25 protein-coding genes and 5 pseudogenes are annotated in these 26,519 nt (G+C 34.0%); 21 read left to right on the top strand and 9 right to left on the bottom strand.

Annotated elements, in window-relative coordinates:
- Positions 1-99: 99 nt before the first annotated feature.
- Positions 100-1,065: a patatin-like phospholipase family protein gene (locus CER22_RS14660; protein WP_000686805.1), complete on the bottom strand. Its 966-nt coding sequence runs from the start codon at positions 1,063-1,065 to the stop codon at positions 100-102.
- 87 nt (positions 1,066-1,152) lie between these two features.
- The gene (locus tag CER22_RS14665; protein WP_060490062.1) at positions 1,153-1,305 is read right to left on the bottom strand and encodes a YjcZ family sporulation protein; all 153 of its coding nucleotides are present in this window, start codon (positions 1,303-1,305) and stop codon (positions 1,153-1,155) included.
- Positions 1,306-1,529: 224 nt separating this feature from the next.
- Between CER22_RS14665 and CER22_RS14670 the strand changes: the two genes are divergently transcribed.
- The 4 genes and pseudogenes from CER22_RS14670 (at position 1,530) to CER22_RS14685 (ending at position 4,378) form a co-directional block, all read left to right on the top strand.
- Complete coding sequence (locus CER22_RS14670) at positions 1,530-2,282, top strand: YwqG family protein (protein ID WP_088063091.1); 753 nt, start codon at positions 1,530-1,532, stop codon at positions 2,280-2,282.
- A 145-nt stretch (positions 2,283-2,427) separates the two neighbouring features.
- A complete protein-coding gene (locus CER22_RS14675) occupies positions 2,428-3,588 on the top strand; it encodes a transglutaminase domain-containing protein (RefSeq protein WP_088609001.1) in 1,161 nt (386 codons plus the stop codon).
- A 99-nt stretch (positions 3,589-3,687) separates the two neighbouring features.
- Positions 3,688-3,886 (top strand): annotated as a pseudogene (locus CER22_RS14680) (DUF4083 domain-containing protein).
- Positions 3,887-3,916: 30 nt separating this feature from the next.
- A complete protein-coding gene (locus tag CER22_RS14685) occupies positions 3,917-4,378 on the top strand; it encodes an NUDIX hydrolase (RefSeq protein WP_088609002.1) in 462 nt (153 codons plus the stop codon).
- A 45-nt stretch (positions 4,379-4,423) separates the two neighbouring features.
- On the opposite strand, the gene nadE is transcribed toward CER22_RS14685, so the two are convergent.
- Entirely contained in the window at positions 4,424-5,242 is an 819-nt protein-coding gene (gene nadE / locus CER22_RS14690; RefSeq protein WP_087982839.1) for an ammonia-dependent NAD(+) synthetase, read from the bottom strand.
- Positions 5,243-5,512: 270 nt separating this feature from the next.
- On the opposite strand from nadE, the gene CER22_RS14695 reads away from it, so the two are divergent.
- The 4 genes from CER22_RS14695 to galT all read left to right on the top strand — a co-directional run bounded on the left by CER22_RS14695 (position 5,513) and on the right by galT (position 10,729).
- Positions 5,513-7,393, top strand: a complete 1,881-nt coding sequence (locus CER22_RS14695; protein WP_088063093.1) for an ABC transporter permease — start codon at positions 5,513-5,515, stop codon at positions 7,391-7,393.
- Between the two features lie 115 nt (positions 7,394-7,508).
- Positions 7,509-7,796, top strand: a complete 288-nt coding sequence (locus CER22_RS14700) for an AbrB/MazE/SpoVT family DNA-binding domain-containing protein (RefSeq protein ID WP_048543174.1) — start codon at positions 7,509-7,511, stop codon at positions 7,794-7,796.
- Positions 7,797-8,071: 275 nt separating this feature from the next.
- Positions 8,072-9,022: a serine protease gene (locus tag CER22_RS14705; protein ID WP_088063095.1), complete on the top strand. Its 951-nt coding sequence runs from the start codon at positions 8,072-8,074 to the stop codon at positions 9,020-9,022.
- 210 nt (positions 9,023-9,232) lie between these two features.
- Complete coding sequence (gene galT, locus CER22_RS14710) at positions 9,233-10,729, top strand: UDP-glucose--hexose-1-phosphate uridylyltransferase (RefSeq protein ID WP_088609003.1); 1,497 nt, start codon at positions 9,233-9,235, stop codon at positions 10,727-10,729.
- A 304-nt stretch (positions 10,730-11,033) separates the two neighbouring features.
- Here galT and CER22_RS14715 read toward each other — a convergent pair whose 3' ends face one another.
- Complete coding sequence (locus CER22_RS14715) at positions 11,034-11,342, bottom strand: ArsR/SmtB family transcription factor (RefSeq protein ID WP_064474209.1); 309 nt, start codon at positions 11,340-11,342, stop codon at positions 11,034-11,036.
- 109 nt (positions 11,343-11,451) lie between these two features.
- Between CER22_RS14715 and CER22_RS14720 the strand changes: the two genes are divergently transcribed.
- The 3 genes and pseudogenes from CER22_RS14720 (at position 11,452) to CER22_RS34110 (ending at position 13,951) form a co-directional block, all read left to right on the top strand.
- Complete coding sequence (locus tag CER22_RS14720; protein WP_088609004.1) at positions 11,452-12,387, top strand: aldo/keto reductase; 936 nt, start codon at positions 11,452-11,454, stop codon at positions 12,385-12,387.
- A 49-nt stretch (positions 12,388-12,436) separates the two neighbouring features.
- Complete coding sequence (locus CER22_RS14725) at positions 12,437-13,612, top strand: MFS transporter (protein ID WP_088063098.1); 1,176 nt, start codon at positions 12,437-12,439, stop codon at positions 13,610-13,612.
- 152 nt (positions 13,613-13,764) lie between these two features.
- Positions 13,765-13,951 (top strand): annotated as a pseudogene (locus CER22_RS34110) (hypothetical protein).
- A gap of 45 nt (positions 13,952-13,996) precedes the next feature.
- Here CER22_RS34110 and CER22_RS14735 read toward each other — a convergent pair.
- Positions 13,997-14,221: a hypothetical protein gene (locus CER22_RS14735; RefSeq protein WP_000162604.1), complete on the bottom strand. Its 225-nt coding sequence runs from the start codon at positions 14,219-14,221 to the stop codon at positions 13,997-13,999.
- Between the two features lie 84 nt (positions 14,222-14,305).
- A complete protein-coding gene (locus CER22_RS14740) occupies positions 14,306-14,653 on the bottom strand; it encodes a DUF4257 domain-containing protein (protein WP_060490074.1) in 348 nt (115 codons plus the stop codon).
- A gap of 196 nt (positions 14,654-14,849) precedes the next feature.
- Between CER22_RS14740 and CER22_RS14745 the strand changes: the two are divergent.
- The 6 genes and pseudogenes from CER22_RS14745 (at position 14,850) to CER22_RS14770 (ending at position 19,962) form a co-directional block, all read left to right on the top strand.
- Positions 14,850-15,405: pseudogene (locus tag CER22_RS14745) on the top strand (DinB family protein).
- Positions 15,406-15,557: 152 nt separating this feature from the next.
- Positions 15,558-16,607, top strand: a complete 1,050-nt coding sequence (rsgA, locus tag CER22_RS14750) for a ribosome small subunit-dependent GTPase A (RefSeq protein WP_088063100.1) — start codon at positions 15,558-15,560, stop codon at positions 16,605-16,607.
- Between the two features lie 401 nt (positions 16,608-17,008).
- Positions 17,009-17,854, top strand: a pseudogene (locus CER22_RS34285) (HAMP domain-containing protein); the annotation flags it as partial.
- Between the two features lie 306 nt (positions 17,855-18,160).
- A pseudogene (locus CER22_RS34290) lies at positions 18,161-18,796 on the top strand (methyl-accepting chemotaxis protein); the annotation flags it as partial.
- 195 nt (positions 18,797-18,991) lie between these two features.
- Complete coding sequence (locus tag CER22_RS14765; protein WP_000539573.1) at positions 18,992-19,297, top strand: hypothetical protein; 306 nt, start codon at positions 18,992-18,994, stop codon at positions 19,295-19,297.
- 296 nt (positions 19,298-19,593) lie between these two features.
- On the top strand, positions 19,594-19,962 hold the full coding sequence (locus CER22_RS14770; protein WP_000965083.1) for a DUF3979 family protein: 369 nt from the start codon (positions 19,594-19,596) through the stop codon (positions 19,960-19,962).
- A 36-nt stretch (positions 19,963-19,998) separates the two neighbouring features.
- On the opposite strand, the gene CER22_RS14775 is transcribed toward CER22_RS14770, so the two are convergent.
- Positions 19,999-21,039 carry a YkvI family membrane protein gene (locus tag CER22_RS14775; RefSeq protein WP_087982788.1) on the bottom strand — a complete coding sequence of 347 codons (1,041 nt, stop codon included), beginning with the start codon at positions 21,037-21,039 and terminating at the stop codon, positions 19,999-20,001.
- Between the two features lie 241 nt (positions 21,040-21,280).
- On the opposite strand from CER22_RS14775, the gene CER22_RS14780 reads away from it, so the two are divergent.
- The 3 genes from CER22_RS14780 (at position 21,281) to CER22_RS14790 (ending at position 23,439) form a co-directional block, all read left to right on the top strand.
- A complete protein-coding gene (locus CER22_RS14780) occupies positions 21,281-21,724 on the top strand; it encodes a Dps family protein (RefSeq protein WP_000105195.1) in 444 nt (147 codons plus the stop codon).
- A 107-nt stretch (positions 21,725-21,831) separates the two neighbouring features.
- Complete coding sequence (locus CER22_RS14785) at positions 21,832-22,287, top strand: DUF3939 domain-containing protein (RefSeq protein WP_060490081.1); 456 nt, start codon at positions 21,832-21,834, stop codon at positions 22,285-22,287.
- A gap of 207 nt (positions 22,288-22,494) precedes the next feature.
- Entirely contained in the window at positions 22,495-23,439 is a 945-nt protein-coding gene (locus tag CER22_RS14790) for an alpha/beta hydrolase (protein ID WP_088063102.1), read from the top strand.
- Between the two features lie 45 nt (positions 23,440-23,484).
- Here CER22_RS14790 and CER22_RS14795 read toward each other — a convergent pair whose 3' ends face one another.
- Together CER22_RS14795 and CER22_RS14800 are read right to left on the bottom strand one after the other, a co-directional pair.
- Positions 23,485-24,486: an LLM class flavin-dependent oxidoreductase gene (locus tag CER22_RS14795; protein ID WP_048543155.1), complete on the bottom strand. Its 1,002-nt coding sequence runs from the start codon at positions 24,484-24,486 to the stop codon at positions 23,485-23,487.
- Between the two features lie 105 nt (positions 24,487-24,591).
- Positions 24,592-24,783 carry a DUF3896 family protein gene (locus CER22_RS14800; protein WP_048543153.1) on the bottom strand — a complete coding sequence of 64 codons (192 nt, stop codon included), beginning with the start codon at positions 24,781-24,783 and terminating at the stop codon, positions 24,592-24,594.
- 240 nt (positions 24,784-25,023) lie between these two features.
- On the opposite strand from CER22_RS14800, the gene CER22_RS14805 reads away from it, so the two are divergent.
- Complete coding sequence (locus CER22_RS14805; RefSeq protein WP_098649353.1) at positions 25,024-26,487, top strand: flavin monoamine oxidase family protein; 1,464 nt, start codon at positions 25,024-25,026, stop codon at positions 26,485-26,487.
- Positions 26,488-26,519 lie beyond the last annotated feature (32 nt).

Here is a 26,519-nt window from a genome sequence, read left to right on the forward strand (position 1 = left end):
ATAATTTATGCAGGAAGTAAATAAGCCTCGTAATCTATGATATTACTAGGCTTATTTTTTTTGAAAGCGTTACGTGTTCTCGTATGAAAAATAATAGTATTATGAGTCAAGTTGACGGAAATACCGATTTGTTTTTCGGTCCTGATTTCCGTTTCTATAGTCATCAATATATTGTCTGAAGTTCCAAGATTGTAAAAACTTATTTGCGGCGTTATAACCAGAATTGTAAAGCCACTCTTTTTCTTCCTTTGTTAACTCAAAGTTGGTACTTGTAATGGATCCTGTTGGAATTGTAATCGTTCTTGCTTTTGATTCCTTATCTAAATGACGTAAATCATGGGCTTGCATCATTGTTTTAAAAAGTCCTTTGAACATGGAGATAGGCTCGTTATAATGGGCAGGATCAGCTTGAATCTCATCTTTTACGAAATGAAATCCAAATGTTGGCCAGCGAGGAGAGGAAGGTGAGTCGAAAATCCAAATTGGGTAATTGCTTAAAATCCCTCCATCAACCATATAACAAGGTTGCTTCCATTTAGGGGTTCTCCATTTTACCGGTTCAAAGAAGAAGGGGATTGTACTACTCATTCTTACAGCTTTAGCAATAGAGAAGCGATAATTTAAAAATCCGTAATTTGGTAAGTCATCAGGAAAGATAACCATTTTACCATTACTTATATCAGAAGCAATAATTTTAAGCTTATTTAAATCAGGTAAATCTGTGAATAAGTGAACTCCTTTTTTGCGAAGTAATTCTTCAATCCATTCTTCTATAAATATATTAGAGTAAATACCAAGAGTAGTCCATGCGCTTAATCCTTTTCCGATAAAGGGGATTCTGTCAATAAAGGTTCTCTTCGTAAATTTATTATAATCGATATCAGTTATAATCGTTTTTAACTCTGAACAAGAATATCCTGCTGCTAGGAGCGCAGCGATAATGGAACCAGCTGATGTTCCAGCTACACGTTCCCATTCATAGCCTTTTTCAGCTAACGCGCAAATTGCCCCTACATGCGCAATTCCGCGTACACCGCCCCCCTCAAAAACACCATCAATCTTCATTAATCATACTTCCTTTCGAATAAAAGATTTGAAAATGGCAAAAAAGCACGTATTGTACGTGCTTTTTTACAATAGTTTTTAAATTTACTAGCAGCCTACAAAGCCGCCCCAACAGCTAGCTCCGATGATGATTAGAAGGATAAATAAAACGATTAATAAAGCGAAACCTCCATAACCACATCCACCACCGTAACCGCCGCAACTACCACCGTAACCGCCGCAACTATATCCGTAACCCATGTGGAATTCCTCCTTAAATTAAAAATAAAAATGAACGAGGGGAAAATGTACTGGAAGAAATAATGAACTATCGTGTTTGTAGGAACAATGTATACTATGCTTTTTTAAACTTGTTCGCGTATGGAGGAAGAGCCCGTTTTTTTGGAGGCTTGTTGTTTTTACAAAGAATGGAGTATAATTTTTGTGCGATGATACAAATAAGTATGTAAATATAAGGAGAATTTATGAATAAACAAATTGAAGTATTAATTGATAAATATGGGCTGACACATTTAAAAGAGGAACTTATTCACACTGTATTTCCTTGTGTAAAAGTTGTGCCAAAGCAGGAGGAAACAGTTGCGGTAGGTAGTTCGAAAATGGGAGGAGTTCCTGACTTGCCAGCTACATTGGAATACCCAATGCACAAAGGAAATCCATTACAATTTATCGCTCAATTTAATTTAAATGATTTACAAAATGTTGGTATGGGTCACAATCTTCCTAAGACAGGGATGTTATATTTCTTTAGCATTGAAAATTACTTTGAAGAAGATGTGAATCCAACTGAAGCGGGGCGTGTACTTTATTATGATGTTCCTGTAGAGCAATTACGAAGAGCAGATGAATTGCAAACAAATTATAACCAGTGTGCAACTACTTTTGAACTGACATATAAATTGCCAGAGCTTTTCATTGAAGATGAGGCTGATTCAGATCGTTTCTTACAATTGCTTGAAGAACTAATCCCAGACAACTATGATAACCATCAAATGTTTGGTGAACCATTCTCTGTACAAGAGGAAGTATTATATGAGACAGGAGAATATATGGGGATAGACCCGCAGCAAATGACGCTTTTATTCCAAATCGATTCAGATACTAAAAATTGTAATATGATGTGGGGAGATTTAGGAATGCTTTATTTCTGTATTGGAAATGAAGACTTAAAAAATCGACGTTTTGAAAATGCGTGTTGTGTATTACAAACTTGTTAATGAAAAAGGTTGTTCTTGTAAAAAGAACAACCTTTTTACAATGTTAAATATGCATAATCTCATATGACCTATACGGAAAAGTATTGTATACTCTGAAACTATACGATACTTTTTCGTATAGTTATAGAATGTAAGGAGTGACGAGATGAGAAAGACAAGTAAGTATGTGACAGCTACCCTGCTTTGTTCAACTATAGTAATGGGAGGCTTACACGCGTCAACGGTATCTTATGCAGCTACGAATCCGTCTGTAGCGACAACACAATCAGATGCAAAGCTATTAGATGATTTCCGAAAAGAATTAAAAAAACAGGTTGATAATCGAGAAGAAAATATTACAATCACATATAAAAAGAAAGATAGAAATGCTAGAAATGTTATGGACCAATTGTATGGCGAGTTTAATAAAATTGTAGATGCAGATGAGTATGTAAAATATAATGTAGCGTCTACTAAATATTCTATTAAAGGGTTACCAGGAAACTATACGTTTACATTGGAAGTGAAATACCGTGAATCAAAAGAGCAAACACAATATGTAAAATCTCAGGCAAAAGCAATTATCGGTTCAATTGTAAAAACAGGGATGGATGAGCATGAGAAAGTAAAAGTTATTCACGATTATGTTGTAAAACATGTATCTTATGATACGTCTTATAAAGCGTATACAGCATATGAAGCATTAGCGAATCGTTCTGCCGTTTGTCAAGGCTATACGTTATTAACGTATGAGTTGTTAAAAGAAGCAGGTATTCAAAATCATATTGTAACAGGCACAGGGAATGGACAAGCTCATGCATGGAATTTAGTAAACATTGAAAACAAATGGTACCACATTGATACGACATTCGATGATCCAGTACCAGATAAAGCTGGGCGTGTAACATATTCATATTTTAATATGTCTGATGAGCAATTAAGTAAAGATCATGAATGGGATCGTAGTAAATATCCGGCGGCAACTGCAAGTTACTTTAATGAATTAACAAACAAAATAAAAACGGGTAGTTCAAAGACTGCTGCGTATGAACAAATGTTAAAAGAAACAAATTTAAAATATTTGTCTGCACAATACGGGGCAGATAATTATAGTGAATTTAAGAAAAAATTACAGCAACAATTCGCTTCTAAGCCAGAAAAGGTAGAAGTACGATATAAGCAATCGATGGATGGAACAATGCAAGATATAAAGAAAGTGTTAAATGAAATAAATTGGCCAAAAGGTGCAAAACGTGTATCTTATGAAGTAGCACCATATAGTGCGATGGCAGATTATTCATTAGCGACAATTACATTTACTTATTAATTAAAAAGAGCATCTGTAAAAGGTGCTCTTTTTATTATGTATCACTTCAAAAAACAGAATTGTGTGATAAAATATAAAAAGGAAGGATGTGGGATTTGAATGAATTTGTTCGAAAGTAATATTTTTACATTGATATATACTTGTTTAGTAATCGGACTTATCGTTTTGTTTTTCCTATCATTTACTTTGTTCCTTAGAAAATTATTGCAAAAACAGCGCTGCAAAAAAACAACATGTAATTAATATGAATAATAAGCTAGATCGAATGATTGAATTGCTTGAAAAAGATAAGAAATAATGATAGAAGATGTATGAAAAGGGGAAGAGGATGGCTAATTATATAAAAGAATTACGTGAAAAAGTAGGTCACGACTGTGTTCTCATAAACTTTGCGGGTGGTTGTGTGTTGAATGAACATGGAGAAGTATTACTGCAAAAAAGAGGTGATTTTAACGCTTGGGGATTTCCTGGCGGTGCAATGGAAATTGGAGAATCTGCCGCAGAAACCACGATTCGAGAAATAAAAGAAGAAACAGGTTATGACGTGGAAATAAATGAGCTTATCGGGGTGTATACAAAATATTTTCAAGCATATCCAAATGGAGATAATGCCCAGTCAATTTTAATATTCTTTTCATGCTCAATTGCCGGTGGAGAGCAAAAAGTAGACGGTGATGAAACGTTGGAATTGAAGTTTTTCCCGCTAAACAAAATGCCACCATTGTTTAATCAACAACATGAGGATTGTTTACAGGACTTACTAGAGAAAAGAGTAGGGGTGTATCGTTAACATAAAAAAGAAGCTAATGAGATTAGCTTCTTTTTTATGTTTTATTTATTTCCACCAATCATCAAACATTGATGCTGGAACTTGTCTTTTATGTTCGCTCACTGTGTAACGTTTTTCAATTTTTTCTGCAACGTCAGTTGGAACTGCTTTACCTTCTAAATAATCATCTAGTTGATCATACGAAATACCTAACTCCGTTTCATCAGCTTGACCTGGTTTTTCATCCAATAAATCAGCAGTTGGCATTTTTAAGTAAAGTCGCTCATCCGCACCTAATTCTTGTAAAAGAGCACGTCCTTGACGTTTCGTTAAACCCGTTAATGGTAATAGGTCTGCACCACCATCTCCGAATTTTGTAAAGAATCCTGTAACAGCTTCTGCCGCGTGATCAGTTCCGATAACAAGTAGACCTTTTTGTCCTCCAATTGCATATTGTGTAACCATACGGATACGTGCTTTCACGTTACCTTTATTGAAATCTGTTAATGATTCACCTAATAAGTTTTCGTATTGGTTTGAGAAAGAGTCAACTGTTGAAGCGATATCAAATGCAACAGATTGATCAGCTTGAATAAATTGTAATGCTAATTGTGCATCATCTTCGTCTTTTTGCACTTTATAAGGAAGACGCACGGCGATAAACGTTGCGTTACCACCTTCATTACGAATTTCCTCCACTGCAAGCTGAGCTAAACGTCCAGCTAATGTAGAGTCTTGTCCGCCACTAATGCCAAGTACAAATCCTTTTGCACCTGTTTTTTTCACATAATCTTTTAAGAAATCAACACGTTTACGGATTTCTGCTTTCGGATCAATTACAGGCTGAACATGTAATGCTTTCATAATCTGTTCTTGTAATGTCATTATGTTTCCTCCTATTCATATTAAAGCGGTAAATAAGTTTATATGTATATTGGTACATACTTCTATCCTTTATTATTTCGCAAAACTAACGAATATACAATAGGATGCGTGTATGAATATGAATGTAGTCATTATAATGAAACTCTTTCGTTTAAGCAATTTTTTTTAAACCTTTCAATAATGTAAGGTTTTTGTCATTTGAATCGATGGAAGGTATTTCCGGACTTTACTAATATAAGAACATAGTTAGTAGAAGGGTGGAGAAGGAATATGAACATTAGAGAACTCGCATATCGAAATGTAACACGAAATAGACGAACATACTCAGCATATTTTTTAAGTAGTGCATTTGCCATTATGGCCTTTTTTGTTTATTCATTTTTTGCGTTTCATCCCGCATTAAGTGCTGGAGAATTGGGACGATACGTATTCGTAAGTATGTCTTTTGCACAGTCCATTATTTACTTATTTACGTTTTTCTTTATTTTATATTCGATGGGAATGTTTTTAAAAACGAGAAAGCGTGAATTAGGAATTTTAATGATGTTAGGTATGACGAAATATCAATTAAAGCGTCTTATCTTCTTTGAAAATATTATGATTGGGATAGGGGCTATTATTTTTGGAATACTTGCAGGAATGCTATTTTCCGGAATGTTAATATTTGTAGCTCCGATGATATTAAAATTAGATATTTCCTTAGCTTATTACATACCAATGAAAGCCATTGTTGTAACGAGCATTATGTTTTTCGTATTATTTATGATCATTTCATTGTTTAGTGCAGGAATGATTCGGAAAAATAAAATTATGAAATTGTTTAGAGGATCAGCAGAAGCGAAGCCGGAACCGAAAGCTTCCATTATTTCTTCTATATTAGCGGTCATATTGCTTAGTGCGGGATATGCGGGAGCGCTTATGTCACACGGTGCAATGGTATTTGTCATGATGATTCCTGTTACAACGGTAGTCATTATTGGTACATATTTGCTGTACAAGCAGTTGAGTGTCTTTATTATTAGACTATGTAAAAAAAGTAAACGTTTCTATTGGACACAGACAAATATTGTTACGTTATCAGATTTAGCTTACCGTATGAGAGACAACGCCAGAATGTTCTTTATTGTAACTATTATTTCAACTGTAGCATTTTCAGCAATAGGTACATTAGTAGGTTTCACGTCCATGACGAAAGGGATTATGGAGAGACCAATTGCGTTTCAGTATCATTCTAAGCAAGGAAATAGTAATGAATCACAGCATTTGAAGATGATTGATGAAGGATTAAAGAAACATAGTATAACAGCTTCTAAAGCTACTATTTCAACGAAAAGGGCGGAGGAGCAGTCGTTAAGAAGTGCTATTTTCATAAAAGAATCAGATTATAAGGAATATGCGAAGTTAACAGGAGAACCATTTCAAACTGTAGCAAATAAAGAAGCTTTATTTTTATCAGTCGATATACCAGGCCCACCGATGAAAGAAAGAAAAGAAATTACTTTACCACATTTGAATGAATCTTTAAAAGTGAAAAAAGTTAATACTTCTTCATTAAGTAAAATACTAAGAGGTAACGTTTATGTAATCTCTAAAAATCAATATGATGCATTACAAGATGGATTTAAAGAGGAAAAAGATTATGTGTACAAAACAGAAGGAACGAAAGATGAAATAGAGGTTGGTAAAGAGCTTACTCATCAAATGAAGACTTATGAAGAACATGCAACGTTTAGTGCAGAAGAGTACGAACAAAACCAAAGTTTACAAATAGCAGGACCAATTTTATTTGTAGGTTTCTTTATTGGTATAGTATTTTTCGTATGTGCAGGAAGCTTCCTTTACTTCCGTTTGTTTTCTGATTTAGAGGATGATACTCGTTTGTTTGAAATGATTAGAAAAGTAGGTTTAACGAGCGGAGAATTATCGAAAGTAGTTACAATTCGATTAGCACTATTATTCTTCGTTCCAATAGGTGTTGCAACATTACACGGGGCAGTAGCGTTAACTGCACTGGGACAGATGTTTGAGTACTCATTATTTAAAGAAAATGCGATTGTATTAAGTGTTTTCGTAGGAATTCAAGTTGTATATTTCTTATTCATACGATCTCGTTATTTAAAACAATTGAAAGAGAGATTACGTATTAGTTAAATGTGTATTTTTAACTTGAGTACAAAATTTTCTAAAAAGATACAAGTATTACCAAAAAGTGATAAAATGGAAAGAGCGAGGTGGAAAAATTAATAGAAAGTAAGGGGGGAGTAATATGAAAGCAACAGGAATTATTCGAAAAGTAGACGAATTAGGACGAATTGTTATTCCTAAAGAGTTACGAGAAGTATTAGGAATACAAATCAAATCACCACTTGAAATTTTCGTAGAAGAAGATAAAGTCATTTTACAAAAATATCAACCTTACAATGCTTGTCAAATAACAGGTGATGTTTCAAATCAAAACATATCATTAGCAAATGGAAACATTACTGTTAGTATAGATGGAGCGAAACATTTAATAAAAGAAATAGAGAAGTTTTTAAATAAGAGTGAGGCTTAGTCTTAATTTATTTTATTTTTAAAATTTCATATCATTCTTTAAAAACTATGAAAGGACCATTAAATTGGTCCTTTTATTTTGGTTATTGGTTGTACCAATCGAATTTTTGGTGAATAAAAATTACGAGATAAATAAAAAGAGTAGTATAGAATTAGTAAGCTATATTGAGAAATATTTTTAAGGAAGGAAAACGAAACGAATAAAACGAATGTTACATTTAAACCTTTTCAAAAGTGGTCTGAAATGAAAATAATATATTTTCAGGAGGGATTACGATGAATAGTAGTACAGCGAATAAACAAAAAGGTATACAATTGATTCCTTTTACAGTAGATAAGGTGGTTGAACAAGTAAATGAAATTCCACCAGGTGTACAACTCATTCATGCTCCACAAGTATGGGAGAAGAGTGCGAAAGGAAATGATATTGTTGTTGCCGTATTAGATACAGGTTGTGATGTGAATCATATAGATTTAAAGGATCGCATTATCGGTGGAAGAAATTTCACGAAAGATTACGAAGGGGATCCAAATATTTATCTTGATAATAACGGACACGGTACTCATGTAGCGGGGACAATTGCAGCGACTGAAAATGGTGTCGGTGTTTTAGGAGTTGCACCACTTGCTAAAATGTTAGTGTTAAAGGTTTTAGCGGGAGATGGTTCTGGAAGTTATGAGCAAATTATTGAGGCGATTCATTATGCTGTAAATTGGAGAGGGCCTAATAAAGAAAGAGTTAGAGTTATTTCAATGTCACTTGGTGGCCCGCAGGACGTTCCAGAATTACATGAAGCGATTCAAAATGCAGTAAAGCAAGATGTTCTCGTCGTATGTGCTGCTGGGAATAATGGAGATTGTAATGATAATACAGAGGAACTAGATTTCCCAGGTGCTTATTCCGAAGTAATTGAAGTCGGCGCTGTCAATTTAGAACGGAAAATCGCATGTTTTAGTAATTCGAATCAAGAAATTGATTTAGTGGCGCCAGGTGATGAAATATTATCTACGTATCCTGAAGGGAAATATGCGGTATTAAGTGGAACTTCTATGGCGACACCGCATGTCGCTGGAGCGCTGGCATTGCTCATTAAGCAGTGTGAGAGAGAATATGGTAGAAAGTTATCAGAGCCAGAAATATATGCACAACTTATTAAAAGAACTGTACCTTTAGGGTATGAACGTACATCTGAAGGGAATGGATTAATAGATTTATTAAAAGAATAGCAAATACTAAAAACATCTCATAATTTTATGAGATGTTTTTTTGTATGGCTTTGTCGAATATATCGTGGAATCTAGTATTTATTTCTTTTTCATGAAATGTTTATTAGGGTGGTGGTTATCCCATAGATCTGTTCATAAAATGATAAAAGGTACATAGAACTGGCATCGTAACAACGAAAACCGCTATAAGGTTAGAGGAGGTATATACTGATGATATATCAAGCTATCCAGCAGTTAATTGATCGTGCTATTGAAGTTCAACTGATTGAAAAAGAAGATGAAATATATACAAGGAATCAAATCCTTTCCTTACTTCGTTTAGATGACTTTGTAGTGGAAGCGTCAGCGCCCGCGCCCGCAAAGAAAGCAATTTCGGAGTTATTGGAAGAGTTAATTGAATATGCTTGTATGCATAAAGTCATTGAGACAGTAATGGACGAGAAGGAGGTTTTAGCAAGTGCAATTATGGATGTTTTTATGTCCAAACCGTCCGTTATCAATTCTCTATTTTATGAAAAATACGAACAAAATCCGAAGGCTGCGACAAATTACTTCTATGAGTTAAGTAAAAACAGCAACTATATCCAAATGAAGCAAATTGCCAAAAATATAAATTATAAAGTAAATACGGAATATGGACCCATTGATATAACGATTAACTTATCAAAACCGGAAAAAGACCCGAAACAAATTGCTAGAGAGAGAGTATTGGAAAGTACAAATTATCCAAAATGTTTACTCTGTATTGAGAATGAAGGATATAGAGGCAGAATTGGACATCCAGCACGCACGAATCATCGTATGATTCGTATGAATCTTACAGATGAAAGCTGGTTTCTACAGTATTCTCCGTATATATATTTCAATGAACACTGTATTGTATTGTCTTCAGAACACCGTGATATGAAAATTGACCGTCAAACATTTTTACGTTTGTTAAAATTTGTAGAAAAATTCCCGCATTATTTTCTTGGTTCTAATGCTGATTTGCCTATTGTAGGAGGATCTATTCTAACACATGACCATTATCAAGGTGGAAACTATGAATTTGCTATGGCAAATGCATCAAACGACCTAATTTTTGAACTAACTAACTTTCCAGAAATGCAATGTTCTATTATTAAATGGCCTATGTCAGTTATTCGCTTAAGAAGTAAAGACATAGAACAAATAGTAAATGCAGGGGAGTACATATTAGAGAGGTGGAAGGGATATAGTGATCCATCTGTTAATATATTTGCATTTACGAATGATATTCCACATAATACGATAACTCCGATTGCTCGTTACCGGAATAGTATGTACGAATTGGATCTTGTTTTGCGGAACAATCGTACAAGTGAAGAACATTCGTTAGGTATTTTCCACCCTCATGCGGAAATACAGCATATTAAAAAGGAAAATATCGGTCTAATTGAAGTAATGGGGTTAGCAGTACTTCCGGCGCGTTTAAAAACAGAACTTCAGGAAGTGGAAAAATTCTTACTTAACATTCCAAGTGATATTCCAACGCTTCATATACGATGGGCTGAACAATTAAAAATCAAATATTACCATCGGATACATGAACAAAATGTACAGGAGATAGTAAGAGCAGAATTAGGACAGAAATTTATACAGGCGCTTGAAGATGCTGGCGTTTTTAAACGAGATGACGAAGGGATATCGGCATTTAAACGTTTTATTCAGAGGTTAAATAAGGAATGAACTTAGTAGTGATGGTGATTACAAAATGACCTAATTATATGATAAGGGAGGTAATAATATGGAGGAGTGTGAGCATAAGCAACTACAGGAATTGAAACAGATAGGCGGCCCTATATTAATGATGTGTATAAAATGTAATCAAATAATTAAAGTGTCCAAAGGATCCAGTACAAAATAAAGTGAAAAAGAATGAAGCGTATATATTTCTAGTGTGTGATGAACAAAGTTCCTTCTGATTAAAGTTGCATTTTATTAAAAGAATAGAACCATACTAAAAAACATCTCATATGAATATGAGATGTTTTTAGTATGGTTCTGTCGCATGTAATACGACGTCTAATAAACCAGGGAATCTAGCATGTAAGTCATCTTCACGAATTGAAATGAAACGTTGTGTTCCTTCAATGCGTGTATACATAACACCGGATTCACGTAAAACCTTGAAATGGTGAGATAAAGTTGATTTCGCAATTGGAATGTTTAACGCACCACAAGATTGTTCATTTTTCTCTAATAGCATTGTTACAATTTGTAAACGAATTTGATCGCTAAGTGCGTATAAGACTGAAGAGAATTGAATTTCTTCTCGGTTTGGATGATAAAGAGTACGCATTTTTTTCACCTACTTGTATCAGTTAATATAGTTTGCACTATAACATATAAAGTGGTATATTTCTATTGTTCGAATATGTTCGAACAATAGAAATATAGGGGGAGAAAAAATGAAATATACAAAATTACAAAAGGCAGGGTTACATATTTCGAAGTTGGGGTTAGGAACAAACGCTGTAGGGGGGCATAATTTATATGCTAATGTGAACGAAGAAGAAGGAAAACGATTAATAGAAGAAGCTATCCAGCGAGGGGTTACATTTTTTGATACAGCGGATTCATACGGTCTCGGTAGATCAGAGGAATTGGTAGGAGAAGTATTGAAAGGAAAACGTCAAGAAGTTGTACTTGCTACAAAAGGTGGAATACAGCCGTTATTAAATGGAGAAGTTTATATTAATAATGAACGAAGCTATTTAAGAAATGCTGTGGAAAATAGCTTAAGAAGATTACAAACTGATTATATTGATTTATATTATTTACATTTTACAAATCCAGAAACAAGTTACATAGATTCAATTGGAGAGCTTGCTCGTCTAAAAGAAGAAGGTAAAATTCGTGCAATTGGAATATCTAACGTAAACGTAGAGCAATTAAAAGCAGCGAATCAGCACGAACAAATAGATGTTGTACAATCACCGTATAATATGTTGGATCGTACTGCTGGAGAAGAACTTTTGCCGTATTGTATAGAATCAGGTATTTCATTTATACCATACGGGCCTCTTGCTTTTGGGATACTAGGTGGAAAATATACAGAAGATTTTAAATTAAACGAAGGCGATTGGCGTCAAAGTGTAAATCTATTTGAAGAAAATACATATAAGAGTAACTTTAAAAAAGTTGAGAAGTTAAAAGGTTTAGCTAAAGAAATGAATCTTGAAGTATCACATTTAGCTTTAGCATGGCTATTAAATAAAAAAGGCATTGATACTGTTATTCCTGGTGGGAAACGAGCGGAGCAAATAAGAGAAAGTGTAAGAGCGGTGGAAGTTTCATTGAATGAAAAGGTTATGGAAGAAATTAAATCTATTTTAGAAGATTAGTTGAGAAGAGGGGGACTTCCCTCTTTTTATATAAAAGGAGAAGGTTTAAATGAAAAGAGTACTAGCTGTATTCTTTACGATCATGTTTATGATAGGTACAGATACTTTCTTAATTTCACCACTTTTACCGACATTACAGAAGGTGTATCATGTTTCAACTGAGCTGTCAGGGTGGATGGTGAGTTCATATGCTTTAGGATACGCTGGATTTGCGCTTATTGCTGGTCCTATATCAGATGGCTTAAACAGAAAAAAAGTGATGGTAATAGGAATGAGTTTTTTTGCGTTAAGTACGTTTTTATGTGGAATGGCACCGAGTTTTCTATGGATGCTAGCATTTAGATTTTTAGCAGGTGTAAGTGCAGCCTTTGTATCTCCACAAGTGTGGGCATCTATTCCGCTCCTTATAGAGAAGGAGCAAATTGTAAAGGCAATTGGAATTGTAACAGCAGGGTTAGCAATCTCTCAAATTTTAGGGTTGCCAGTTGGATCGTATTTGGCAATGATACACTATACAACACCATTCTTCGTCATTGGTATATTATCAACACTACTTGTAATTCTTATCTATATAGTATTACCAGAAATACAACCGGTTCATATAGGTGGAAGTAAAACAAACATCTTAAAGCGCTATAAACAATTACTTACAGATTCAAAGGTTTCGATTTCTTATTTTGCATATTTTGTTTTTCAAACTGGTAATTTTGCTGCATTTTCATTTTTTGGTGTATGGCTGTCCATTCAATTTGGCTTACAAGTTCATGAAGTAGGTACAACTATGCTTATATTAGGATTAGGGAATTTAGCTGGTAATATTTTTGGCCCTAGAATCACAAATAAAATTGGTTATAACCTTTCTTTCTATGGTGGAATTATATTTACAGCAGTGCTATATGTATTACTTCCTCATGTAAAGAACATTATATTGGTGGAGTTATTGTTCTTTGTTTTGTTTTTTGTGACAGGAATTTTGTTTGTATTAATGATGAGGCACTTACAAAACATATCTAGTGTAGCAAGAGGAACAGGAGCCGCGCTTGCTAATGCTTCTATGTATATTGGTCAAATGATTGGAGCGGCAATAGCAGGACTGCTATTTGCAGCATCTCACAATTTTATACTTATAGGTAGTTTTACTGCGTTACTATATATAGGAGCTTTATTTTTGTTTAGAAAAAGTGAAAAGCTTAATGAAGATAGTGAAACAGGAATTGTATCATAAAGCCTGTACAAATAAAAAAGAGCTATATCTCCTCTTTTGAGGTGACATCAAATAAAGCGAGTGCAAGAAGTGCAGTTAGTCTATCAATGAAAATAGCAGTTAGAAACCACATATGAAATCAATATTAGAAGAGTAATAATACAAAGGGATCTTTGAGTGCAGAGATTAAAGAAAATAGACAAATAGTATAAAGGTATCGTAATAAAGTTATGAGGAATCCAAAAATAAAAAATCCCTACAGAGATAGGGATTCATATATCGGCATATAGTTCCTTGGAAAAGGATATACTTAGTTTAGCATATAGGACTACTTATATTTGTGAAATAGATGTGAAATAGCTGTGAAAAAATTCTAAATAAAAAGCACTGTTTTAGCTAATGTAACTAAAACAGTGCTTTTCTCTTTGATTGAACTGTTGCTGCATTTTCATCATGTATGCCTGCATCTTTAATAATTCGTTGTTTTGCTTTATTTAATAGATGGTCTACTGCTTCACCAAAATAATTAGCTTCGCTTTTTGTGCGGGCTTCTCGTAAACATTTATAGTTTTCTAGCAGTTCCTCTTTTTCAGTGTTTGTTAAGAAATCTTCTATTTTCTTTTTTGTCATACGAAACACCCTTTCTTCTGACAAACGACGCAATAGAAAATATTTATTGTTTATTATAGCAATAATTTTTAAAGAAAGTATAGACTAACGTCGTAATAATTTGTCAATTTCTTGAATCTTCTCATCAGCTTTCCCAATTTGTTTATTTTTAGCCTGCTCACCACCAAGCGCTTGGTGCAGTAAGAAAGTCTGACCGGAAATAGCAGTCACAATGGATACTTTAATAATTTCTTTTATTAAGGTAACATCGAATAAAACGAGTCCAAGAAGTGCAGCTAGACTACCAGTGAAAATATCAGTCAAAAACCCAAAGTGAAAAAAAGTTTTCAAACGGCGTGGAAGCAATAACTTACCTTGGTTATTGATTAGATGGGAAACGAAACCGGTAATGCCACCAACGAGTATAGCGGTTAGCCATTGATACATTTCCATCGAATCCACTCCTTTTAGTGAATAAGATTCGATTCTTTTATATTGATTCCTTTTAATATTTCATAGAAGCATATTGAGAAAGTTTGTTTGGGTTTATTACGTATTCAATTTAATTATAACAGAAAAATCTGACATATTTCAGTCTATTATATGAAGCGGTTATTCCTTAATATGAATGTAGAAAGGGGTGCGTGAGATGAATATAGATTATCGAATAAGAAGTATGGATGGTTATACAAAAAATATAGGGGAATTAGTAAGCATGCTGGAGCATACGAGGGCTGTAACATTACAGGAAATAAACGATCTATCAGTTGAGCAAGTAGATTTCATTATGACGAGTGGAGGGAATTCCATCGGAGCGTTACTAAAGCATATAGCAGCTATAGAAAAAGCCCATCAACTTATTTCATTTCAAGAGCGCGACTTTACAAAAGAAGAATTAGAAATATGGGAAGACGCACTGTATTTAGGGAAAGCGGGGAGAACAATCCGTGGTAATGAAATACAGTATTATATACAAATTCTACAAAGTGTTCGAGAAGAATCTCTGAAGTATTTGAATGAACAAGATGATGAATGGCTTATGTCAGAAAGAAAGTGGCCTAACGGTGTAGCGTATAACCAGCACTATCTGTGGTTTCATGTGCTAGAAGATGAGATTAGTCATCGTGGACAAATTAGAATGATGAAAAAAAATGTTTGAAAATTGCGTTAAACAAGGTAGCTTTTTAAATAAATATTCCATATAATGAGAGTAATTAAAATGAGAACGGGGTGATGTATTATGGTGAAAATAACGTATATGAATCATAAACCAAATACAAAGGTGGATGGAAAGGGCGAGACTGTATAAGTGAGCGCACGATCCTTCCGCTTAGCTTAAACTAGGGAGGATATCAATTTGAATCAAAATATTTTAGAATCATTCGGCTGGGATTCTTTTTTTGAAGAACAAGCTGTAGAGAACTTTGAAGTAGGGCGTATTTTACTAGAGCATAAACATATATATCGAATTATTTGTAATGATGGTGAATATATGGCAGAGCTGTCTGGAAAGTTTCGGCATGAAGCAGTAACGAAGGGAGATTATCCAGCGGTTGGTGATTGGGTGTATATAAAGAAAATAGAGAATGAAAAGAAAGCAATTATTCATCGTATTTTTCAAAGAAGAAGCTCTTTTTCTAGACAAGAGGCTGGTAATCGAACGGAAGAACAAGTAATAGCAGCAAATGTAGATTATCTATTTTTAGTAAATGCACTTAACCATGATTTTAACGTAAGAAGAATAGAACGTTATTTACTATTAGCGTATGAAAGTGGTGCAATGCCTGTTATTGTTTTAACAAAGAGTAGCTTATGTGAAGACGTGGAACAGAAAATTGTTGAAACGGAAGCTGTGGCAATTGGTGTTCCGATCTTCGTCGTTGATAGTTTAAAGCATACTGGTATTGAATCGCTGCAGCAATTTGTTTCTTCAGGAAAAACAATTGCTTTAGTCGGGTCATCGGGGGTTGGAAAATCCACTTTGTTAAATGCACTCATAGGACTTGAAGTAGCAAAAACGGGAGATATTCGTGAGGAAGATAGTAAAGGAAGGCATACGACAACTCATCGTGAATTGTTCCGATTACCGAGTGGTGGTTTAGTTATTGATACTCCGGGTATGAGGGAGCTACAGCTTTGGGAAGGAAGCGATGCAATTCAAACAACATTTTCTGATATTGAAGAATTAGCAAAAACGTGCCGTTTTAGGGATTGTAAACATGAAAATGAGCCAGGGTGCGCAGTGCATAGTGCAATTGATAACGGAATTATTACGATAAATCGTTTGCAAAGCTATAAAAAATTACAAAGAGAACTGGCGTATTTTATGAGAAAACAAGATGCTATTCTTGCGAGAGCAGAGCGTGATAAGTGGAAAAAGATTTCTAAACAGCATAAAAAAATATGAAAAGCCAAAGGGTGGTTCCCTTTGGCTTTTTTTGTATTTGTAAATTTTATAATAATATTATTCAAATATATAGACAAAGAGAATTTAATTGTTTAAACTTTACAAAGTATTCATCGTAATAGATTATGAAAATAATAATTTAGGGATGGGAAATGTTTACAACTCGCTAGATTTAACTATTGAAATTGAAAAGCAGGAGGTTTGTAATGGGTAGACTATTAAATTGGTTTCGTGATATGAAAGTAGCAAAAAAACTACTAATTTCGTTTTTTGTCATTTTAATTGCGGCTGTCTCTATTATTGGAGGCATGTCTTATCAAACAGCTAAAAAGAACTTTGAATCACAAATTACGAGCAGTGCTCACGACAATATAAAAATATTAGATAATTTAATCAATCAAATGATTGAGGCGAAATTTAATGATGTAAATAATTTTGCACGGGTGATTCAAGGTAATATGTATCAAGGGGATAATCAAGATGAATTAAGAAAAATGTTATCTCAATATATTAATTTGAATAAAGATGTTGAACAAGTATACTTTGCTGGGAATGATAAGAAATTTGTGCAAGAACCAAATATACAAATGGCAGCAGACTATGATCCAACAGAACGTTCTTGGTATAAAGATGCAGTGGCAAAACAAGGGGGTATTGTCGTTACTGAGCCATATAAGGCGCAAGGAAATGGACATATTGTCGTAACGATTGCAAAACAAGCAGAAGATAAAAACGGTGTTGTAGCAATAGATTTAAGTTTAGATAATTTATTAAAAACAACAAAGTTAATCAATATCGGTAAAAAGGGATATGCTTTCATTTTAGATGGAAAACAAAAAATAATTGCACATCCTCAAGAAAAATCAGGAGAAAAAGCAGCTGATTCTTGGGCGAAGAAAATTTATGAAGATAACCATGGTGCTTTTTCATATATGTATGATGGCAGCGAAAAACAAATGGTATTTGCTACAAATGTAAAAACAGGTTGGAAAATCGGTGGAACGATGTACTCAAATGAAATAATTGAAGCTGCGCAGCCTGTATTTTATAATATGTTAATTGTTATGTTCATTTCATTAGTTATAGGCGGAGCACTTATTTATTTTGTGACACTTTCTATAACGAAGCCATTAAAAAGATTAGTTGCTACTTCTAAAGAAATAAGTGAGGGAGATTTAACGCAAACAATCGAGATTCATTCTAATGATGAAATTGGCCAACTTGCAAAAGGATTCAATGAGATGACAGATGCATTGCGAACGTTAATTGGAAGAATTAATACGTCGGCTGGACATGTTGCAGCAGCATCAGAAGAGCTAACGGCAAGTGTAAGACAAGCGAGTGAAGCAACTGAGCAAATTACAATGGCAATGGATGAAATATCGAGCGGGGCAACAACGCAAACAACGAGCGTAGAAAATGGTGCAATGTTATTATTTGATGTAACAGAAGGAATTCAGCATGTAGCAAATAGTTCATCATCAATTAGTACGGCTTCTGCTCATACTCGTGAAAAAGCAGAAGATGGCGGGAAACTAGTAGGAAAAACAGTAAATCAAATGCAGTCTATTGCAGAATCTGTTTCACAATCAGATGAAGTTATACAGTTGCTAAATAATAAATCAAAACAAATTGGTGACATACTAGAAGTCATTCAAAATATTGCAGATCAAACGAATCTTCTAGCTTTGAATGCGGCAATTGAAGCTGCAAGAGCAGGAGAGCACGGAAGAGGATTTGCGATTGTTGCAGATGAAGTACGTAAATTGGCGGAGAAGTCTAGTGTATCTTCTAGTGAAATTAGTAAATTAATATGTGAAATACAAGATGACATGAGTAAGACGGTAAAATCAATGGGGCATGTAAATGAAGAAGTTCAATCTGGACTTGTTATTGCGAATGAAACGAAGCAAAACTTTACTGAGATTTTACTATCTACAAATGAAATTGCAGATCAAATTAAAACGATGGTTGAAACGGCTAACGGGATGTCAAAAGGTGCAAATGAAGTGTCTATTTCAGTAGGTCAAATTGCAATGACAGCACAGAACAATGCGACGAGTACTCAAAACGTTGCAGCATCAGCAGAAGAACAACTAGCGTCCATTGAGGAGATTAGTTCGGCGGCTGGTACATTATCTCAAATGGCTGAAGAGTTACAAGGGTTAATTGAAAGATTTAAAGTTTAACAGAGGACAGACTATCTCCAAAATAGCAGTATGCTATTGGAGTAGTCTGTTTTTATTATGTAAAATGAAATGAGATTGAGAGTATCTTTATAATATTTAAAGGTATATTTTGTATGATATTTGTCGAAAAATAGAGGTATTTGTTTGCTTTGTGTATAATTATAATCGTATAAAATGCAAATAAAGGAGATTACTATGGGAGTTTATTGGGGTACCAAAAGACATTCTTGGCTTAGTTATGTCTCATTTTGGTTAAGTATTTCATTTTTTATTGTCTTTCTAATTGAAGTGTTTATTTTAAAAACACTTTCGAATAGTTCGGTGCAAATTGTTAAATATTTTTATTTTATACTTGTACCAGTAAACATCTTTCTTAGTTTAAAGTTACTCTTTAAGAAGAATGAAAAGAAAGCATTACCTATTTTTAGTTTCATCGTATCATTATTATTTACAATTTTAATACTAGTATTAGCGTTAGTAGCTACGGGGAAATTCTTTTAAGGGGAGTGATAAAAGTCACTCTTCTTTTTTGTGATTGTAAGGAAATACTAAGCGGAGGATGGACAAAGAGTGCATTTACTTATGTTTGATATGATTGGAAAGCGTTAGAAGCATATTAAGAAATATAATGAGAGACAATTCATATAATAATGAAGAGAATCAGGTGTTTTACATGCAATTATGAAGCAAATGAATACGGTAAAAACGACGATATATGGTACAATACATATGGATAGTGATAGAGATAAAGGGTATATAAAATACTCATCGTTTTTTAGTAAGAGAGGGGTTATCTTATGCTATACGAGGATTTGATGACATTATTTCAAGCAGCTCCGAAAGAAGAAGGTAGAGGCGGCTGGAAATATATAATCCAGGAACGAAATGATAAATATGAAATTGTTGATGAACTGTTGAAAAATCAAATGAGTGTTGAATTGTATTTTAATGAATATGATGAGGTGAAAATCACTTTATATAAAGATGGAATGCCTATTTCTACTATGCAAAGAATTGCGATTTCAAAAGTTGAATTAGACGAAGAGGAAGAAGGAATTCAATTCGTTTTAGAACGTATGCCTAGTCGGATGATTCGGTTGCAATTAAAGCCATATTTAGCACTCGAAATGGGGCCGTACTGGGAAGTATGCGATGATTGTGAATGAACATAAAAGAAGCATCCAATAACATGGATGCTTCTTTTATGTTTTTTGAAGTTGTTTAAAAGCAATAATTGGCAGTAAAATGATGCTGACCCATCCAATTATAGGATATAGAATGTGGAGTAATTCACTGTAACCAATGTAACTAAAGCAATAACTAATTAGTAAAATGAAGAAAATAATATTGTTACTTTTCCATCTGGTGATGGATTGAATTTGTTTTGTCATTCCGAACACATTACCAACTAAAGTTGTGAACACTTCACCGAAAATGATAAGAACAAAGAAAAAGTGAAAAGTTGCATTGAATTTTCTTATGACTTCAGCCATTGGGATATTATATTGATAAAATTGATCGACTGATAAAATAGCTAAATGGCTACATAATAAAATTAAAGAAAGTCCTGCACCGCCTAAAATACCGCCCCATAAAATGGCCTTTCGATCTTTTACTTCACTGGCTAACGGGACGAGAACGCTTTGGGCGAGAGAAAGATTTAAGGCGACATATGTAATAGGACTAGTAATCCACTTCATATTCCAGCTTTCTGCAGGAATAGTGTCACTAATAGGAGTTGTACCGTGAAAAAAAGTTGTAATAGCAAGTCCGATAATAAAAATCATCATAATAGGTACGACAAGTGTATTAACTTCAAAAACCCCTTGTAATCCGCGACTACCTATAATGAGACAGGCGATCAATATAATGAAAATACCAAGTTGTCTTGGTAAACGAAGTTGCTCTTCAAATACCGCCCCAGCTCCTGATAACATAACGCTCGTTACACCAAATAATACGAGTAATAATAGTGTGTTTACAACATTGCCAACTACATCCCCAAATAAATATTTGTTAAATTCTTGCGCTGAAAATGCACCGATTTGTGATGAAAGTAACATCATCTTTGTGCCAAGCCAAATAAAAAAAAATCCACTTACACATATGCCAATTGTTCCATATAATCCGTTCACTGTAAAAAATTCAACGATTTCTCGTCCAGTAGCAAATCCAGCTCCAACGACTGTTCCAATATAAGTAGCAGCGACCTTCTTTGCTACTTGCCATTGTTGATTGTCCATGTTATCCCTCTTTCTACTACGATGAGCTTGATTTACTATTATGCATATGTATGAGCTTGGACAATTAGACGTATGAAGTGTTTGAAAACATACATGAATTAAAAGATATTAGGGAAGTATTAAAGGTGTTAAAACTTTGTTACATATGAGCCAATCGTTCGAAAGGATAGGAAATGTATGGTAACATGTAACTAGGTTATTAAAAGATAAACATTATGAAATGATAAGAGGAGTGGATTGTATGAGTACGAAAACAAATGTTGTTGAAGTATTAAACAAGCAGGTAGCAAACTGGAATGTGTTATATGTGAAACTACATAATTATCACTGGTATGTGACAGGACCACACTTCTTTACGTTACATGAGAAATTTGAAGAGTTTTACAATGAAGCTGGAACAAATATTGATGAATTAGCAGAACGTATTTTAGCGTTGGAAGGTAAACCGCTAGCGACAATGAAAGAATATCTTGCAACATCTAGTGTGAGTGAAGGGACAAGCAAGGAATCTGCAGAAGAAATGGTGCAAACATTAGTGAATGATTACTCTGCACTTATTCAAGAATTAAAAGAAGGTATGGAAGTTGCTGGCGAAGCTGGCGATGAAACATCAGCAGACATGTTGTTAGCGATTCATACAACATTAGAACAACATGTATGGATGCTAAGTGCGTTCTTAAAATAAATATAAGTATATAAAGAAAAAAGTCATTGAAAAATTCTTTCAATGGCTTTTTTTGTCATTTTTCAGTTTTCTTTTATGCTATAATATAGTAAAAAGGAGGCGATGCAATGTTTCGCTTTTTCAGAACTGGAAAAGAAGAGCGTGAAATTACGAAAGATGAATTAGAACAAGCGATGGCTAAATTTCTAGAAACGAATGCTAATATTGTTTATACAGTATTAGTAAATGATGATTATACAGTAAATTATGATTTGTTAAAGCCGTATTTACTTGCATTTCCAACAAATAGTTTTCTTATTACGAAGGAAACGCTTGAGGTATTTGAACATACAGAAGAAAATCTAAACCTAGTTAAAGAAATTGATATCGTACAAAAAGCAGTAGATCAATACGTAACAGAAAAAGAAATGTTTCCAATTGTTGAAGGTAGTGAAGATCGCCTTATATGCGGGATGAAATTAGGGCCGTATTTAAATCGTATATTAAAAAGAGACTTATATATTTCAGAAAAACACTATTTAGTTTCAAGTAAACCAGACAGAAAAAAACAAAAGAGTGGGTAGATGTATTGAAAACAACAATAAATATATTGTTGTCTTTTTTTGTTTAGTAAAATATTGATTTTTCAGTTTATTAAATTTTATACTAAACTTATTGGACGAAGAGAAGTAATGATTAAGTATTGTTAGCGTGAGTTATATACAGTGATTACAGAATGGTATAAAGGTTTGAGAAATAAATATTATAAAAGATTACGGGGGAATGGATGTATGAAAAATAGTATGACTTACATTCAATTATTAAATGAAACGTTACATTGTTACGCAAATAAAGGGAGTTTGGAAGCGTACACTTATATAATGGAGCATGCTAAAGGTGTAGTGGGGAATAAAGCGCAAATATATAATTTTAAATATGCGCTAGCGAGTGCAGCGGGGCTTGAAGAAGAAGCGTTACAGATAATGAAGGAAGCTATTATAGACAATGGATTTTGGTACGGAAATGAGTATTTAATTTCGGACGATGATTTAACACCACTACATAAATTTGAAGAGTTTCATAAAATGGTTCAATTATGTAAAGAAAGAGAAGAATTAGCAAAGAAAACAGAACGAGCAGACGTGAAATATTTAGACAGCAATAAAGAAGGAAAACTATTTATTGCAATGCACGGGGATCAAGAAAATATAGAAATAATAGAACCATATTGGAAATCTGTTTTGACACAAGATTATACGTTAGCTTTACCACAATCTTCGCAAATTCAGTTTTCAGATGGATTTGTTTGGGATGATAAACATAGAGGGAAAGAGGAATTAAAAGAGCATTACGTTATGTTTATAGAAAATCATACAGTAGAAAGTGTAATAATTGGTGGTTTTTCTGCTGGCGCAAGAGTAGCTTTGTATACAATTTTACAAAAAGATATAGATGTAGATGGTTTTATTTTTGTGGCGCCGTGGCTTCCAGAGATTGAAGAATGGAATGAGTTGTTGGAAGTGTTACAGAATAAAAATATAAAGGGATATATAGTGTGTGGGGATCAAGATGAAGATTCTTTCGAATGTACGCAGCAATTTGTACAATTATTAAGAGATAAGAATATAGAACATGAGTTTAAAGTTATACCCAATTTAAATCATGATTATCCTAAGGATTTTGATGAACTATTAAAAGAAGCTATTGAATATATAGACGACAAAAATAATAAGTAGTAAAAAAGGGAGATGCATCATAATTGATGTATCTCCCTTTTGTCATTATAAATGAAAAGCATTTGCTAGTAAGCGATAAGAATTCAATTTATCTTCAAATCGATGAGTAATTGTGACAATCATAAATTCATCAGTATTGTACGCTTTGCTTAAGTTTACGATTTGTTCTTTCACAGAAGATGGATCACCGACGATCATACGTTGACGATTTTCTTTTATACGGAATAAATCATAAGCGCTGTATGAATAATTTTGTGCAGTTTCGATAGAAGGAGTACCAGTTGTACGCTTTCCTTGTTCTAGTAATAAGATTGATAAATCTAAACTAGAAGCAATTTTTTCCGCCTCTTCATTCGTTTCTCCGCAAATAACAAAAATAGAGACGATTGATTTTGGTTTATCTCCTAAATAAGAAGGTTGGAACTGTTCTTGATAAGCATTCATTACTTCAGGGCCACCGTATCCGTTAATGAACTGTGCGAATGCAAAAGAAGCACCTTGTTTTGCGGCAATCATTGCACTCTCTCCGCTAGAACCAAGCATCCACATCTCGGGAGATGTTGGAATGACAGGAGTAGCCTTTAAATTTGCATAATGATGGTTTTCTGGTACTTGATCATGTAAGTACATTGCAACATCTGCAATTTGTTCTGGGTATTGATCAAGTGAGACCATTTTGCCTTCTTGAAGTGCGCGAGTTGCAATTGGCATACCACCAGGTGCTCTGCCGACACCAAGATCAATACGATTTGGATAAAGCGCTTCTAAAACACGGAAATTCTCAGCAACTTTATATGGGCTATAGTGTGGCAACATAACACCACCTGAACCCACTCTCATACGATCTGTTTTTGCTGCAATATGTGAAATAAGTATTTCAGGACTTGAACCAGCAAGGCTGACAGAGTTGTGATGCTCCGATACCCAAAAGCGTGTATATCCGAGTTTTTCAACTTCTTGCGCAAGTGTAACTGTATGTGAAAAAGCTTGGGCTGCTGTACTACCATCTGAAATAGGTGATTGGTCTAATACGCTTAATTTGATCATAGAATATACCTCTCAATCTTAATGTACATCCTATTATATATTTACTTACGAAAAATGCGTAATAAAATGCTCAAAATAAAAAGTGGATAAATTCTATATTTACTTTTAACGAGAAAATCCTCGTTCATAATGATTCATTTCGGCTAAATTTAATATATATTCGTAGTTATCAATCTCAAGTTTTAGTTGTTCACGCTCTTTTTTAGATAGATGCTTACAACTAAGTTTGTTGCATAGTTGTTGTTTCTTTTCTTCTAAATACTTCTTTGTAGCGTGGTAGTCGTAAGTTTGTTTCATTTTTAAACACTCCTTCTTTGCTGTTGCTATATTATACGAAGCGTGAAGAGGTGTGAAAGCTAACTCTTATGTACTTTTAGTGAATATTCCTCTTTCTATGTTGTTATGTTTATAGGAATTTATGAATAAAATGCACTAAACCACTAATGCCCATAAAAGCCCGATTGGTTCAACTAATAATCAGTAGGGGAAGACCCCCCACTGATTATAGTTTCACTTTATGAAGTAAGGGGTGGAATTGTGCAGAAAGATATAATGTATAACACTGAGATGGATGAAACGTTAAAAGTTATAAATAAAGGGTTAAAGAAGACGACTCGTCCGAAGCGAATTATAGTAGTAGGGGCCGGTATGGCTGGGTTGGTTTCGGCATCTTTATTAAAAGCTGCAGGACATGATGTGAAGATTTTTGAAGCAAACAACCGGGTAGGTGGCCGCATAGAGACGGTTAGAATGGAAGATACCGGATTATATTTAGATGTTGGGGCAATGAGAATTCCGTATTCGCACACATTAACGATGGCATATATAAGAAAATTCGGGCTACAGGTAAGCCCTTTTATTAATAGGAATGAGACAGATATCGTTTACGTAAATGGCCGAAAAACGACATTAAAACAATATGAAAAAGATCCAAGTATATTAAAGTATCCTGTGGAAATGAATGAAGTTGGGAAAACGTCTGAGGAGCTATTAATGTTAGCGGTGCAGCCCATTATAAATTTTATAAAAAAGAACCCAGAGAAAAATTGGGATATTGTAGTAAAGGATTTTGGGAGATACTCTACAGGACAATTTTTAAAGTATTACCCTTATCAATATAATACTTACTTTTCACCAGTAACAATCGAGATGATTGGTGTTTTATTAGATTTAGAAGGTTTTTTGGAAAGGTCATTTGTTGAGACGTTACGCTTTTTATATATTATGCAAGTGGAGAGTGGATTTTGTGAAATAGTAGGCGGGAATGATAGATTACCGAAGTCCTTTTTACCACAATTAGAAGAAAATATTATATATAATCAAAAATTAATGAAGCTACAACAACATGATAATGGTGTGACAGCTTTCTATCGAAACGAGGAAACTTTTGAGTATAGTAGTATTACAGGGGATTTAGTTATTATTACAATTCCATTTTCGACAATGCGCTTTGTGGAAGTAGATCCATTTAATTCTATATCTCATGAAAAATGGAAAGCGATTCGTGAATTGCATTATATGCCAGCGACGAAAATAGGAATTCAATTTAAAAGTCGATTTTGGGAAGAACAAGGACAATTAGGTGGCAGAATTATAACGGATTTACCAATTCGTTACGCCTATTATCCAAGTCACGGAATTGGAGAAAAAGGACCTGCTATGATGTTAGGAAGCTATACATGGTCTTATGATGCGTTGTTATGGGATGGGTTATCAAAAGGTGATCGTATTTATTACACACTACAAAATTTAGCGACCATATTAGGCGGTCAAGTATATGATGAGTTCATGTCTGGCATATCAAAAAGTTGGACATTGGATCCATATGCACTTGGAGGATTTGCGCTATTTCAGGCAGGTCAAGAATCTGAGCTACAACCAGCGATTATAAAACCAGAGGGGAGATTATACTTTGCAGGTGATCATACAACGTTATATCACGGATGGATACAAGGTGCAATTGAATCTGGAGTTCGTGTAGCGGTAGAGGTAAATAATTAAAATGTATAAAATTCAGAAATTTCTTTACTGTA

This window comes from Bacillus sp. K2I17 (assembly GCF_002209985.1).
Classification (GTDB): Bacteria; Bacillota; Bacilli; order Bacillales; family Bacillaceae_G; genus Bacillus_A; species Bacillus_A wiedmannii.